Source organism: Hyphobacterium sp. (assembly GCF_043584775.1).
Classification (GTDB): Bacteria; Pseudomonadota; Alphaproteobacteria; order Caulobacterales; family Maricaulaceae; genus Hyphobacterium.
Map to the genome: position 1 here is coordinate 62,807 of NZ_CP121327.1, position 12,933 is coordinate 75,739.

Annotated in this window: 14 protein-coding genes and 1 pseudogene; 8 read left to right on the top strand and 7 right to left on the bottom strand. The window is 61.4% G+C overall.

The features are described from left to right. Positions 1-12: 12 nt before the first annotated feature. Positions 13-225, bottom strand: a complete 213-nt coding sequence (locus P0D52_RS00350) for a cold-shock protein (RefSeq protein ID WP_187165903.1) — start codon at positions 223-225, stop codon at positions 13-15. A 308-nt stretch (positions 226-533) separates the two neighbouring features. Between P0D52_RS00350 and P0D52_RS00355 the strand changes: the two genes are divergently transcribed. The 5 genes from P0D52_RS00355 (at position 534) to P0D52_RS00375 (ending at position 4,878) form a co-directional block, all read left to right on the top strand. Continuing rightward, complete coding sequence (locus P0D52_RS00355) at positions 534-896, top strand: hypothetical protein (protein ID WP_394693470.1); 363 nt, start codon at positions 534-536, stop codon at positions 894-896. A gap of 290 nt (positions 897-1,186) precedes the next feature. Continuing rightward, positions 1,187-2,203, top strand: coding sequence for an aspartate-semialdehyde dehydrogenase (locus P0D52_RS00360; protein WP_394693471.1), 1,017 nt, complete (start codon positions 1,187-1,189; stop codon positions 2,201-2,203). A 124-nt stretch (positions 2,204-2,327) separates the two neighbouring features. Further along, a complete protein-coding gene (rarD, locus tag P0D52_RS00365; protein ID WP_394693472.1) occupies positions 2,328-3,221 on the top strand; it encodes an EamA family transporter RarD in 894 nt (297 codons plus the stop codon). Beyond that, a complete protein-coding gene (locus P0D52_RS00370) occupies positions 3,218-4,171 on the top strand; it encodes an alpha/beta fold hydrolase (RefSeq protein WP_394693473.1) in 954 nt (317 codons plus the stop codon). The genes rarD and P0D52_RS00370 overlap by 4 nt, the downstream gene beginning before the upstream one ends. Positions 4,172-4,287: 116 nt before the next feature. After that, positions 4,288-4,878, top strand: coding sequence for a hypothetical protein (locus tag P0D52_RS00375; protein WP_394693474.1), 591 nt, complete (start codon positions 4,288-4,290; stop codon positions 4,876-4,878). Positions 4,879-4,887: 9 nt separating this feature from the next. On the opposite strand, the gene P0D52_RS00380 is transcribed toward P0D52_RS00375, so the two are convergent. Together P0D52_RS00380 and P0D52_RS00385 are read right to left on the bottom strand one after the other, a co-directional pair. Next, the gene (locus tag P0D52_RS00380; RefSeq protein ID WP_394693475.1) at positions 4,888-6,021 is read right to left on the bottom strand and encodes a serine hydrolase domain-containing protein; all 1,134 of its coding nucleotides are present in this window, start codon (positions 6,019-6,021) and stop codon (positions 4,888-4,890) included. A gap of 31 nt (positions 6,022-6,052) precedes the next feature. Beyond that, complete coding sequence (locus P0D52_RS00385; protein ID WP_394693476.1) at positions 6,053-7,603, bottom strand: DUF429 domain-containing protein; 1,551 nt, start codon at positions 7,601-7,603, stop codon at positions 6,053-6,055. Positions 7,604-7,626: 23 nt separating this feature from the next. Here P0D52_RS00385 and P0D52_RS00390 point away from each other — a divergent pair, with 23 nt between their 5' ends. Together P0D52_RS00390 and arsC are read left to right on the top strand one after the other, a co-directional pair. Next, positions 7,627-8,472, top strand: a complete 846-nt coding sequence (locus tag P0D52_RS00390; protein ID WP_394693477.1) for an HpcH/HpaI aldolase/citrate lyase family protein — start codon at positions 7,627-7,629, stop codon at positions 8,470-8,472. Beyond that, complete coding sequence (gene arsC, locus P0D52_RS00395) at positions 8,469-8,816, top strand: arsenate reductase (glutaredoxin) (protein ID WP_394693478.1); 348 nt, start codon at positions 8,469-8,471, stop codon at positions 8,814-8,816. Before P0D52_RS00390 ends, arsC begins: the two co-directional genes overlap by 4 nt. A 73-nt stretch (positions 8,817-8,889) precedes the next feature. On the opposite strand, the pseudogene queG reads toward arsC, so the two are convergent. The 3 genes and pseudogenes from queG to P0D52_RS00410 all read right to left on the bottom strand — a co-directional run. Further along, a pseudogene (gene queG, locus P0D52_RS00400) lies at positions 8,890-9,789 on the bottom strand (tRNA epoxyqueuosine(34) reductase QueG); the annotation flags it as partial. Next, positions 9,770-10,435 carry a glutathione S-transferase family protein gene (locus tag P0D52_RS00405; protein WP_394693479.1) on the bottom strand — a complete coding sequence of 222 codons (666 nt, stop codon included), beginning with the start codon at positions 10,433-10,435 and terminating at the stop codon, positions 9,770-9,772. The pseudogene queG and the gene P0D52_RS00405, both read right to left, overlap by 20 nt. 31 nt (positions 10,436-10,466) lie before the next feature. Beyond that, positions 10,467-11,447 carry a cation diffusion facilitator family transporter gene (locus P0D52_RS00410; protein ID WP_394693480.1) on the bottom strand — a complete coding sequence of 327 codons (981 nt, stop codon included), beginning with the start codon at positions 11,445-11,447 and terminating at the stop codon, positions 10,467-10,469. 141 nt (positions 11,448-11,588) lie between these two features. Between P0D52_RS00410 and P0D52_RS00415 the strand changes: the two genes are divergently transcribed. Then, the gene (locus P0D52_RS00415) at positions 11,589-12,275 is read left to right on the top strand and encodes a hypothetical protein (protein ID WP_394693481.1); all 687 of its coding nucleotides are present in this window, start codon (positions 11,589-11,591) and stop codon (positions 12,273-12,275) included. A 9-nt stretch (positions 12,276-12,284) separates the two neighbouring features. Here the strand turns inward: P0D52_RS00415 and P0D52_RS00420 are convergent, their stop codons facing one another. After that, complete coding sequence (locus P0D52_RS00420; protein ID WP_394693482.1) at positions 12,285-12,839, bottom strand: hypothetical protein; 555 nt, start codon at positions 12,837-12,839, stop codon at positions 12,285-12,287. Positions 12,840-12,933: the final 94 nt, after the last annotated feature.

Here is a 12,933-nt window from a genome sequence, read left to right on the forward strand (position 1 = left end):
ACGAAGGTGTGACTATTCTGCGTATTGCAGGTTCACAGCCTTTGGACCCTTGCCACGGCGATCCGGCTCGGTGTCGAAGGTGACACGCTGGCCGTCTTCGAGGCCTGGCAGACCCGACGCGTTGACTGCAGAGATGTGAACGAACACATCTGCGCCGCCTTCGTCAGGAGTGACAAAGCCGAAGCCTTTGCTGTGGTTGAAGAATTTGACTGTACCTTGAGCCATAGTGAAGAACTTTCCTCGTGCGATGCGTCCACCGCTTAAGCAATCATAGCCCGGCCAGCGTCCCAGCGGGGCGACGAGCAAGCTATTTCGGGGAAAGTCTGAAGTCTTACGTGCCTGATGACTCAGGAAATCAAATAGGACAGTCTTGTATTTCCGCCGGGCCTGTAAACAAGGCCGCCCGTGCAAGGCGGTATATGCCTGAAAGCGGGAGAGAAAGCAATCAAAGTCTTTGTGATGCTTGATTTGACGCTATCTGCCGCCAGGAATGATATTGTATTCACGATGAGAATGACGTCCGGGACCGACACATGAATCGCCGCAGAGACTTCCTCGACCGCACCTATCGGGCCCGCCAGCGCAAGGCGAAGCAATCGCGCGACCTGATCAATCCGGCCGCCATGATGCGATTTGCCGGGCTGGTGGCGGCGATCCTGATCGGCATTGCGGTCTTTATCGGATTTGATTCCGAGCGGATGGAATCGGGCTGGATGCAGAATTTCGCCAGCCTCGATGCCATTACCCGGCCGGTCTTTCTCGGCGGATCGCTTCTGGAATATGCGATCATTCTGTCGATTGGCGCTTATGCCGCCTGGGCGTTGTGGCGGTCGTCGCGTTCGCGGCCTCAGGATGATGAGGATGAAGATGACGACGCTGCATCGTCATCGCGATGACGCTTGTGGCGGGGCTTTGCGGGCCTCGGACGAATATCGATCGACCACAGGCCAAGGAATATGGCTGCGTTGAAGATGATGGTGAAAATGGTCCAACCGCTCATCCGGAAAAGAATAGAGCAGGCGGGCGCTGCACCAAAGGGGGATTATCGCCGCCGGCATTTTGCAGGGGGATAAGGGCGGCCGGACCGAAACGCAGGCGCTTGCCCCTGATATTCATCTGGCCTCTCCCCATATCGGCATAAACGGTATAAGCCGCGCATCCATCATTGACGTTAAGGGATTTCACCATGGGTTTGAAAGTTGCGGTACTGGGCGCCACGGGAGCGGTCGGCAAGGAAATGCTGACGATTCTGGCCGAGCGCCTCTTTCCGGCAGACGAAATTCATGCACTCGCCACGCGCAAGTCGATGGGTGTGGAAGTCTCCTATGGCGACCGCGACCTGAAAGTGAAAGATGCCGCGCAATTCGATTTCTCGACCGTTGACCTGGTGCTGGTTTCCGCCGGTGCGGATGTCGCGCGGGAAATGGCCCCGAAAATTGCGACGGCCGGCGCAATCGTGATTGATAACTCCTCGGCCTTCCGCATGGACCCGGACGTGCCGCTCGTTGTGCCGGAGGTCAATCCGGACGCGCTGGAAGGCGTGAAGGCGAAGCGGATTGTGGCCAATCCCAATTGTTCGACTATCCAGATGGTGGTGGCGCTCAAGCCGCTGCATAACCTCGCCGATATAAGCCGGATTTCTGTCTCGACCTATCAGTCCGTTTCCGGGGCGGGCAATGCGGCCATGGACGAGCTCTGGCGGCAAACGCGCGGCATCTTCGTCAATGACGGGGTGGAGAAGCACGAATTTACCAAGCAGATCGCCTTCAATGTGATCCCGCGCATCGGGGACCTGGTGAAGGGCGGCACGACCACCGAAGAGCAGAAAATGGTCGATGAGACCCATAAAATGCTCGATCCGGATATCCGCGTCATCGCCTCCTGCGTGCGGGTGCCGGTCTTTGTGGGCCATGGCATGACCCTGCATGTCGAATTCAACAAGCCCGTTTCAGCCAAGGATGCGCGGGACCTGCTGCGCGAATCGCCGGGCCTGATGCTGGTGGATAATCGCGAGGATGACGGCTTCGTCACGCCGGTGGAATGCGTCGGCGAATTTGCCGTCTTTGTTTCGCGCGTGCGCGAGGATCCGACGGTCGAGCATGGTCTCGCCATGTGGGTGGTCTCGGATAATCTGCGAAAAGGCGCGGCCCTGAATGCGGTGCAGATCGCCGAAGCGCTGAACAATCGCGGCCTGTTCGGCTGATCACGCCTTACACAGACGGCAGTGAAACACGGGGCGGATAATCGTGACCGTCCTGGTGCAATAATCGGGTCGCGCATCGTTTCCGGATAATCTAGAGACACGCTCTCTTCGAGGAGCGTTGTGGATGTCTGAATCCGGTCATGCCAGCCCCGTTCGCGCCGCCAGCGCGGCGATCGCGAGCTATACGATCTGGGGCTTGTCGCCGATCTTCTACAAGCTTCTGGGCTTTGCGGGCGCCGCCGAGATCGTCCTGCACCGGGCGGTGTGGTCGGTGCCGACGCTGGCGCTGGTGATCTGGCTGGCCAGGAGCTGGACCCAGGTCATCTCCGTACTGACCCGGCCGAAAACGCTCGGCCTGCTGGTCTTTTCCGGCATTCTGATTGCGGCCAACTGGTGGCTCTTCATCTTCGCCGTCCAGACCGATCAGGTGCTGGAAGTCTCGCTCGGCTATTACATCAATCCGTTGATGAATGTGGCGGTGGGCATTTTCATCTTCCGGGAAAGCTTTGGCTGGTGGCGCGCGGCCGCCATTCTTCTGGCGGCCATCGGGGTGATCAATCAGATCCTGACCGTGGGCAGTCTGCCCCTGATTGCGCTGGCGCTGGCGGGGTCTTTCACCGTCTATGCCTATATCCGCAAGACGATTGCCGTTGATGGCCGGGTCGGCCTTTTTATCGAGACGCTGGTGATCTTCCTGCCCTCGCTGATCGTTCTGTCTTTCATCGAAACCTCGCCGGCCGGGCATTTCACGGATGGCCCGCTGCAGGCCTTTCTTCTGATCATGGCGGGGCCGATGACGGTGGCGCCGCTCCTCCTGTTTATCATCGGGGCGCGGGGGCTGCACTTTGCCACGGTGGGCATACTGCAATTTCTGGCACCGACGCTCCAATTTGCCGTCGCAGTGGCCTATGGTGAACCGTTCACGGCGGCGCATGCGCTGACCTTCGCCTTCATCTGGGCGGGGCTGGCCTGTTTCACCGTCTCCATGCTGCGCCGACGAAAGGTTCAATCTACATGACGACATTCCCCAATCCGGTCCGGGTCAAGAGCGGTGATATCGAGATGTCCGTCCACATTGGCGGGCCGGGCGAGGGCATTCCCCTGCTGCTTCTGCATGGCTGGCCAGAGCTGGGGTATTCCTGGAAGCCGATCTGGGATCCGCTGGTGAATGCCGGCTTCCGCGTGATTGCGCCGGATCTCAAGGGCTTTGGTGCCTCGGATGCGCCGGATGATGTGGACCAGTATGGCATTGACGAAATGACGGCAGACCTGACGGGCCTGCTGGATACGCTGGGCATAGAGAAAGCCGTCTGGTGCGGACATGACTGGGGCGGCATTATCATGTGGCAGGCGGCCTGCCTCGTGCCGGAACGGTTTCTCGGTGCGATTGGCGTGAATACGCCGCATCTGCCGCGCCCCTCCACCCCGCCCTCGGAGGCTTTCATGGGCATGGGCGGCGAGGACCATTACATCCTGCAATTCCAGAATGCCGATACGGTAAGTGAGGCGTTTGAAGGCCAGGAAGAGGCTTTCTTCAACTACATCTTCGCCGCGCCGCCACCCGCTGACATGCTGGATCAGCTCTTCCCGGGTGTGACCCACATCATCAAGAATTTCAAAAAGCATCCGGGCCGGTCAGAGGACGAGCTGGTCGTTCCGAAGGCTGACCGCGATGTCTATGCCCGCGCCTATGCGCAGACCGGGGCTGTCACGCCGACGCATATCTATCGCAATTTTGACCGCAACTGGGAGCGTATGGGCGGGGTGGATCATCGCCTCTCCATGCCCTGCCTGATGATCGGGGCCGATGCCGACTTCATGCTGCCGCCCGTGCTGATGCAATGGATGCCGGCGCTGTGTTCGGATCTGGAGACCCATGTGCTGGAGGGCTGCGGCCACTGGACGATGTGGGAGCGGCCCCATGATCTGGCAGGCTTTATTGAAGACTGGGTGAAGCGCCGGTTCTGAGCGGGCTAGGGCGCGCCATCACCGGCAAGCGCAACTGCGTGCGATGGGCGGCTGGTCCGTTGCCGGGTGAGAGCGCTCATGCAAAAGTTGCGGTCCTGACCAAGCGGATGTGTGCGATGCGATTTCTTGTTATTCCCTCTCTTCTGGCGTTGACGGCCTGTGCCACGGCCAGCGCGGATCAATCCGAATGCCCCCTTGATTATGCGGCGATCAAGGCGGAAGAGATGGCGATCATTGATCGCGGCATTCAGGTTTATGCCCGTGTCCATCCCGACGAGCGGACAGAAGAGCAGCTTGGCTGGGTGGCCGCCGCTTTCGACTTGCTGTCCGATCGCGAACGCCCGGTCGATGCGGCCGATGCCGCCATTCTGGAGCGGGCGCTGGAATTGTTCAGCTCGGAGGCAGCCTGGAATCGCGAGGATGATCGCGATTGTGGTCCGGATGGCGATCTCTATTCCATTTTCTGCGCGCTGCAGCAGGCCTCAATCGATGTGATCGGTGAATACCAGCATCGCCGCACGGCCTTGCAGGAAGTTCGCTTTATCATCGGCGAGCGGTCGGAAGGCCGCGATTACGCGCATCGCATGCAGGATTATAACAATGATCCGCGCACCAGTTTTGCCGAGGCGCGCTCGACCATGGAAGCGGCTCTGAACGTGGTGCGTGAGCGGCTGGAAATGCAGGCGCGGTGCGAGCTCCCGGCTTAGCAGGGCCGGCTACAAACACCCATAGCCGGCATTGATCAGCGACACGGCGCGGGGGTCGCCTGCAAGATGGAAACTGAGCTGGCACGGCGTGTAGCTGCCGGAAAGGTGGCGCACCGGATCGGCAAAGCCGCACGACCCGCCCATGCCGTAATGACCGATACTGGCGCTCTCCGGGCCGTAAAACCCGTTGGTCGTATTGCGCATCACGCCCATGCCCAGCGACAGGTCAAAGGGCAGAACCCGGTCGGGTCCGCGCACCTGTTCGGCCATGAGCTCGGCAATCGTTGCGGGTGCGATGAGCGCGTCATCGCCCAGCCGGCCCTCATTGGCATAAAGCCCCATCAGCGCCGCGATGGACCGGGCATTGCCGTGGCCGTTGGCGGCGGGAAACTCCGCCTTGCGCCATTCTGATGCGCCGCGGCGGCCCGGGCTGGACCAGGGTTTGAGGAAGGCGAGCTTTGTGATCTCGTTGATCTCGCCCAGATCGGGCGCTTTGGGCGGCAGGCGGTGCTCGGCGGTGCGGGCGTGCTCGCTCTCCGGCGTGCCGATGAAGAAATCAATGCCGTGTGAACCTGTGATTTCGGCCTTCAATATCTGCCCGATGGAGCGGCCATCTGTCCGCAGGGCAATGGCATCGGCGATGAAACCATAGACGAGCGGACTGTAGCCCGAGCCCTGCCCGAGCGGCCAGAGTGGGGCTTGCGCCGCGATGCGCGCTTCGATGAAGTCGCGGTCAAACCAGTCGCTGGCTTCCATCGGTTCGGAAAGGCCCGACAAGCCGGCCTGATGGGACAGGGCCTGTGCGATGGTGACCTCGCCTTTGCCATTGTTTGCAAAGTCCGGCCAGTAATCCGCGACCCGGTCGGTAAAGGCGAAATGGCCCTGGTCCTTCAGCCAGCCCATGACCAGCGCCGTGATCGCCTTGCCGGTGGAGAAGACGGGCACGATTGTATCCCGGGCCCATTCGGCCTCGCGCTTTTTGCCGGTCCATCCACCCCAGAGGTCGACGATAGGCTCGCCATCGATCTCGATGGCAAAGGCCGCGCCGATTTCATCGTTGCCGTCCCAGAGAGACGCGAAGGCGTCGCGGACGGGTTCAAAGCCGGGCGCGGTAAATCCGTGGATGTCGGGTGTGTCGGTCATGGAGCGGAGCTAGAACTTTGGCTTCACGTAATCAAGCATGAATGGCCATCTCGATCCCGTCGGAATCCACTGGCGGGTGAGTTGGCAAAGTGATGTGCTGTCCATTCGCGATGCGTTGGGCGGTGACGGCGCAAATCGCCGCATCGACAAGATCATCCGGCGCGACTTTCGAATTTGGGTAGGTATGCGGGTCGATAAGACCAATGGGAAATCCGAGTTTTCGAAGCGCTGTCAGGCGAGCCGCGCGTCCTTCGACCGCTTTCTTTGCCTCGAGAATAGGTGCTCGCTCGAATATGGCCAATGCGACTTCCGGGTGAGTTTCAAAAACGATCGAACCCATTTCCGATTTCTTGAAAGCATCAACCTCACGCATTTTCGGAAAGAGCATATAGCTCTGTTTTGAAAGCCTCGGGCCGCCTTCGAGACTATTCAGTTCGCAAGCCTCTTGGTAAGTGCTTGCGGCAAGGGCTTTGCGGCTGGGCGACGAAAAAACGGACGACGATTTTCGTCCGAGCAACGCTCGGGCTTCACGCTCGCAGATGCGTCCGCCGTGTTCGCTGAGCTCCGGGAAACCAACCGGCATGTCGATGGCGATAATCTCAGGGTTGATCTCGGCATCGGCGACTTCTGACAAGCTCGAAAACAGTTGGTGACGCGGTGACGCATGACCGTGAATATCATACCACACGCCGATCCATCCGGCCTTACAACCATCCAGACCCAACACCCATAGCGGGCCGTCTCCAATACCTCGCCGCGCGAGTTCGCCGCCTTCGATCCGGAGATTGGGATGCAATCCGTTCTGGCGTCCCTGAAGGTCCGCAAGCTCGCTAAGGCGCCACCCCTTCGTTTTCAATATTGTATCGAATGTCCGGTGGATGGCGCGGTCCAACGCCGCTTCGTTGGAGTTCTGAACAAGACGGGACGCCAAAAACTCTGCCGCCAGCAAGTCCCCCGTACCATTCGGCACGTCTTCGATTATTTTGTGTTTGCGAATCCAGTTCTCGCCATCGTGTGCATAAAGCACAGCCAGGTTGTCGCCATCCGGTATCGAAGAGATGAGTGCCGGTCGTCCGAGATGCAAAGCCGCATTTCGGGCGGAACCCAAATCTGTCACCGATTCACCACTCAGCCATCCCAGCTCGAATGCATTCGGGGTGATGATGTCGGCGAGCGGCAGAAGCTGATCGCGGATGGCAATGGCAACGTCTTCCGCGACATAGAGCGCGCCATGATCGCCAATGATCGGGTCGACGACGATGAGCGGGTGCGGCGAGGCCTTGCGGATTTCGCCGATGGCGGCTGCGGCAATCTCTACCTGTTCGGCGCTGGCGAAATAGCCGGTCAGGACGGCGTCGAATTGCGCGAATAATCCTTGTGCCGCGACCCCTTCCAGCATGGAGCCGAATTGCTCGGGTATTACCGCCCCGCCGCCCGGCGCGCCATGACCCGGATGCCGCCCCAGAAGGACGGTCGGGCAGAAGACGGTGTCGATGCCGCGTGCCTCCATGGCCGACACGGCGACGCGCCCGCCGACACGGCTGGCTGCAACATGAGAGGAGAGAATCAGGACGCGCGTCATGCCCACATGTTATAGGGATGGACATGACTGACCAGAGCTCGATTCGCCTCATCCGGTCGGCGCTGTTTGTGCCGGGATCGCGTCCGCGTGCGATTGAAAAAGCCGCCGGTCTGGGCGCGGACATGCTCATCCTTGATCTTGAAGACGCCGCCGGGCCGGAGGAGAAATCCGCCGCCCGCGGCCGTGTGGATGACGCGCTGGCCCAGTGGGCAGGGTGTGGCGCGATCCGCGCTGTGCGCGTCAATGGTATCGGCTCCGGCCTTGAGGGCGGTGACATCGCCGCGGCGCGCGGAGCCGATGCGATTGTCCTGCCCAAGGTGGAAAGCGTGACCGATCTGCAGGCCGCGCGCCTGTTGATCCCTGAAGGCCCGCCGCTGTGGGCGATGATCGAGACACCGGGAGCCTTGTTCCATCTGCGCGAAATCGGCGAGGCCTCTGCGGCGCTGGGGCTGGCCGGGCTGATCGCCGGGACGAATGATCTCGCCAAGGCATTGAAGACGACGGGCCGGGCGGCGCTGGTGCCGCACCTCGCATTGATCGTGGCCGCCGCGCGGGGCTGGGGGCTGGTGCCGCTGGATGGCGTTTACAATGCCTATCAGGATGGAGACGGGTTTGCCGCCGAAGCCGCAGAGGGCAAGGCGCTGGGCTATACCGGCAAGACGCTGATCCACCCTTCACAGGTCGCGGGCGCGAATGACGCTTTCGGCCCGTCGCAAGACGAGATCGCCCGCGCGAAGCGGCTTGTGGCCGCCTTTGCTCTGCCGGAGCATGCGGAAAAGGGGGCGATACCCTTTGAAGGCACAATGGCGGAGCGGCTGCATCTGGCCGAGGCCGTAGCGATACTGAAACAGGTAAAGGACGCAAAATGAGTGTTGTGATCTGGCATAATCCCCGCTGCACGAAGTCGCGCGAGACGCTGAAATATCTCGAAGACCACGGCCATAAGCCCGAAGTGCGCGAATATCTGGTGGATGTGCCCAGCGTGGCGGAACTGAAAACCGTGCTGGAACAGCTCGGCTTCAGCTCGGCGCGGGAATGGATTCGCACCAATGAGGTCGATTACAAGACGCTGAACCTCAAGGGCGAGGACAAGGACGACAAGTTGCTGGAAGCCATGGCCGCCCATCCCAAGCTGATCGAGCGCCCGGTGGTGATCGCCAATGGCAAGGCCGCGCTCGGCCGCCCGCCGGAGAATGTGCTGGGGATATTGTAGGCGTTTTGCGTGGTTCGAGGCCGCCTGCGGCGGTACCTCACCATGAGGCAAGTATTTACACGTCACCCTCCGACCGATCCCGCCCGATCCGCTTGATAGGAGAGCCGGAGAACAGGCTGCGGAAACCGGCATCATCCAGCACGAGCAGATCGGCGAGTGGCGGGGACTTCAGATCGTCGCGGGCGACGAGTTTGGCCTCGGAGGCGGTCGCGGCAAATTTGTTCCAGGGGCAGACGGCCAGACAATCATCGCAGCCATAAATCCGGTTGCCCATCGGTTTGCGAAATTCTTCCGGGATGGGGCCGGCATGTTCGATGGTGAGATAGGAGATACAGCGCCGCGCATCGAGTTGATAGGGCGCGGGAAAGGCATCGGTCGGGCAGATGTCGAGGCAGGCGGTACAGGAGCCGCAATGATCGGCCTCGGGCGTATCCGGGTCCAGCCTGGCCGTGGTCAGCATGACGCCGAGGAAGAGCCATGAGCCATGTTCCCGGCTGACCAGATTGGTGTGTTTACCCTGCCAGCCGAGCCCGGATTTTTGCGCCAGCGGTTTTTCCATCAAGGGCGCGGTGTCGACGAAAACCTTCACCTCTTCGCCGGTCTCGCGCGCAAATGTCTGGGCCAGCTGTTTCAGCTTGCCCTTCATGATGTCGTGATAATCGCGGTGGCGGGCATAGACGGAGATATTGCCGGTGGAGGCCGCTTTCAGGCCTTCGAGCGGGTCGGTGTCCGGCCCGTAATTCATGGCGACGACCAGCGCGGATTTCGCTTCCGGCCACATATTCGTCGGCTGCTTGCGCCGCTCCAGCGTCTCTTCCATCCAGCCCATCGAGCCATGACGGCCTTGCGCGACGAATTCCTGCAGCCGCCCCGCCGCCGCCCAGGCTTCATCCGCGCGGCAGATGCGGACGGCATCGAAGCCGAGCGAGGTGGCGATTTCTCCGAGTGAGGCTCTAGAAGTCGAGGTCATCATAATGTTTTGCCGGGGGCACGCCGGGCAAGCGGTCGGCCAGAAGTCCGCGGAAGGCTGGGCGGCATTTGATGCGGGTATACCAGGTCTTTACAGCCGGAAACTCCTCGAACGGGGCATCGCCGAGATAATCCGCGCAGGACAAGTGAGCTGCCCCGACAATATCGGCGAGGGTGAAACGCGGTCCGGCCAGACCGTCGCGTTCATCGAGAAGCCCGGTGAGATAATCCATGTGCCAGCGTAGATGGTCGCGCCCTTCGCGTATGGCCTGCGGGTCCGGCGCGCCGAGCGATTGCGCGCGTTTTTCCAGCTTTTCATGCAGGAGATAGGCGTTGACCTCGCCATCATATTTCAGCTCGAACCAGCCCATCAGACGGCGCACTTCGGCGCGCTCAACCGCGCCGCGCGGCATGAGCGGCTGTCCGGGATAGGCGTCTTCGAGATATTCGAGGATGGGGCGCATCTCGGCGATAGTCGCGCCATTGTCCTGCAGGACGGGCAGACTGCCCGCCGGATTCAGACGAAAGAGCGGTTCCGGCCTGAGCCAGGGGCGCTCTTCCTCGAGATCAAAATCCAGCCCCTTTTCCGCAAGCGCGAAACGCGCTGCGCGGGATCCAGGATCAAGAGGCCAGTGGTGAAGACGTCGCATGGGCGCACGCTAGGGTGATTTTTCGCCGCGTTTAAGTGTCTTTGGCTGTTTCCGCCTCATTTTCCGACCGGAAGAAGTCCAGTCCGTGCGGCTCGGCTTTGCCGTGCGGATCGGCGTGGATGAGGATATCGGCGGCCGGATAGCGCTCCAGCAGGCGTTTTTCCGCCGCGACGACGATTTCGTGCGCGGCTTCCAGCGTCAGCTTGGCATCCAGATCCATATGCATCTGGATATGGATGAGGGGGCCGGCGGCGCGTGTGCGCACCTGATGGACGTCAATGACGCGCGGATCATCTTCGGCGATTTCGATAATCCGGCAGCGTTCGCGATCCGGCAATTCCTGATCGAGCAGGTGTGCCAGCGCCCCGCGCCCGACCTCGATAGCCGACCAGGCCAGCCAGATGGCCACGCCCGCGCCAATGGTCGGATCGGCCAGCGGAATGGACAGAAAGGCCGCGGCCCCGATGCCGGCAATCACGGCAAAGTTGGAGGCAAGGTCCGCCACATAATGCGCCCGGTCGCCGGAAACAGCGACGGAGCCGGTTTTCTGCACGGCCTTTGTCTGCGCCCAGACCAGACCCACGGTCAGGATGATGGACAATACCATGACGCCAATGGCCCAGCCTCCATTCAGAACGGGCCGCGGATCCATGGCATGCAACCAGGCTTCCCGCAGCAGAAGAACGGCCGAGAGGGCAATGAACAGGGCTTGCAGGAAGCTGGCAAAGGCCTCCGCCTTGCCATGGCCATAGCGGTGATCGTCATCGGCGGGTGCCGCCGCATAGCGGACCGCCAGAAAAGTCGTGATGGAGGCGGCCAGATCCAGCGCGCTATCGGCCAGCGAGGCCAGGAGCGCGACAGAGCCGGAGGCGATCCAGGCGGCGAGCTTGGTGATGACCAGTGTCGACGCCACCAGAACCGAAAGCGTCGTGGCGCGGCTGGTAATCTTGCGCGCTTCGCCCGGGTCCATCCGGCCCGGTCCTGCGTCGTGATGGGTATGATCATGTGGCATGTCCTGCTTATGACGTAATGCGGATTGCAGCGTCAAATCCCGAGTTTGCGACAAAGAATGATTGTCAGGCCGGGCCGACGGATTGGCGATTACAGCACGTTGGTCTTGCGCCGACCCGCTTTGCTGCGCGATGATGCCGGAATGAGATATTCGCTTCCTGTCCTCGCTCTCGCTCTGGGCCTCGCGGCCTGTGGTTCCACCAACGACCGGGCCCCGACATTCCGTGGCGGAGCGGGCGGCGACGCCGCCTATGGCCGCGGTCTTCGCGCGCTGGAAGCCGGCCGGATCGATCAGGCGAATGAGTATTTTGCCTGCGCGGCGCAATTTGGCGGCGGGTATGAAGTCGCCTGGTATTATGCCGGCACCACGGCGCTGGAGCTGGCCGAGGCGGGCGGCGAGGATGCTGAAGGCTATCGCGAGGATGGCGAATATTATCTGACCACGTCCGGCCTGGCCGGCTGGGGTGCCTCACAGGCGGCGCTGGCAGAATATTATCATGCACAGGGCAATGCCGATGAGGCTGTCTACTGGACGATGCTCTACACGAATAATGTGCGGGAAATGTCGCTGGGCCTGACCCGGATGGACACCGAGACGATCACCGAAATCCGTGACAGCGTGTCTGCCGAGCAATTCGCGGAAACCCAGCTGCGCGCACAACAATTTGTACCGCAGCGCATTCCGCCCGGCCGTCCGAGTGAGGAATGCAATGCCGCGATCCAGGGCGACCGGGCGCGGGATGAAAGCGACCGGCCCCAACGTGCCGTGCGTCCGCAACGCACCTCACCGCCAAATCAGCGGCGCGGCCAGCCCGGCTCGCCTTACTGAGGCAAGGGATCAGGCCAGGCGGCGAAAGGCGGCGACCTGACCGGCAATCGTCTCGTCCAGACGCCAGTCCAGATCGTGCGAGAGCTGTTTGAACAGCGTCTTGCCGAACTCGGTATCAATGCCCTCAACCAGCAGCAGACCGCCGGTTTTCAGGCGGCTCATGGCATGACGGAAATGCGCGGCCAGCACGGCCAGTGATGTGGTGCGCGACAGCCAGACGGTGTCGACTTCTCCGGCCGATCCGGAATGGCCGATATTGGCAAAGACCCGCAGGCGCGATGCGCTGCAACCGCGCAACTGGCAGATGGCTTCAACCGTGTCCGCCGAGGCTGCCGGGGCGACCAGATGATGAAATACGCCGCGTTCCAGAAATGCCGCCGAGATGCCGTCCGAAGCGCCCAGTTGCAAGACCTTGTCTCCGGCATGGGCAATCTCGCCCAGATAATCCTCCAGCGCGGCATCCAGCGGGCCGCGGCGGCGCAGGGCGGTGCGCTGCATCTTGCGCAGCGGAGAGGCGATGCGGTTCAGGAATGACGGAGCAAATGCGGTATCGACAACAGCCATGATCGTCCCAATCGTGTACAGTGTGTTAACGTTGGAACATTCCCTCGCAAGGCGAAGGCCAAGTCTTGCCAAGAGGTTAATGCCGTTCCTGCTT

What these genes read in the sequence shown, in the direction of transcription:
- P0D52_RS00350 (WP_187165903.1), bottom strand. Translation starts at nt 225, where the DNA reads ATGGCTCAAGGTACAGTCAAATTCTTCAACCACAGCAAAGGCTTCGGC.
- P0D52_RS00355 (WP_394693470.1), top strand. Translation starts at nt 534, where the DNA reads ATGAATCGCCGCAGAGACTTCCTCGACCGCACCTATCGGGCCCGCCAG.
- P0D52_RS00360 (WP_394693471.1), top strand. Translation starts at nt 1,187, where the DNA reads ATGGGTTTGAAAGTTGCGGTACTGGGCGCCACGGGAGCGGTCGGCAAG.
- rarD (WP_394693472.1), top strand. Translation starts at nt 2,328, where the DNA reads ATGTCTGAATCCGGTCATGCCAGCCCCGTTCGCGCCGCCAGCGCGGCG.
- P0D52_RS00370 (WP_394693473.1), top strand. Translation starts at nt 3,218, where the DNA reads ATGACGACATTCCCCAATCCGGTCCGGGTCAAGAGCGGTGATATCGAG.
- P0D52_RS00375 (WP_394693474.1), top strand. Translation starts at nt 4,288, where the DNA reads ATGCGATTTCTTGTTATTCCCTCTCTTCTGGCGTTGACGGCCTGTGCC.
- P0D52_RS00380 (WP_394693475.1), bottom strand. Translation starts at nt 6,021, where the DNA reads ATGACCGACACACCCGACATCCACGGATTTACCGCGCCCGGCTTTGAA.
- P0D52_RS00385 (WP_394693476.1), bottom strand. Translation starts at nt 7,603, where the DNA reads ATGACGCGCGTCCTGATTCTCTCCTCTCATGTTGCAGCCAGCCGTGTC.
- P0D52_RS00390 (WP_394693477.1), top strand. Translation starts at nt 7,627, where the DNA reads ATGACTGACCAGAGCTCGATTCGCCTCATCCGGTCGGCGCTGTTTGTG.
- arsC (WP_394693478.1), top strand. Translation starts at nt 8,469, where the DNA reads ATGAGTGTTGTGATCTGGCATAATCCCCGCTGCACGAAGTCGCGCGAG.
- P0D52_RS00405 (WP_394693479.1), bottom strand. Translation starts at nt 10,435, where the DNA reads ATGCGACGTCTTCACCACTGGCCTCTTGATCCTGGATCCCGCGCAGCG.
- P0D52_RS00410 (WP_394693480.1), bottom strand. Translation starts at nt 11,447, where the DNA reads ATGCCACATGATCATACCCATCACGACGCAGGACCGGGCCGGATGGAC.
- P0D52_RS00415 (WP_394693481.1), top strand. Translation starts at nt 11,589, where the DNA reads ATGAGATATTCGCTTCCTGTCCTCGCTCTCGCTCTGGGCCTCGCGGCC.
- P0D52_RS00420 (WP_394693482.1), bottom strand. Translation starts at nt 12,839, where the DNA reads ATGGCTGTTGTCGATACCGCATTTGCTCCGTCATTCCTGAACCGCATC.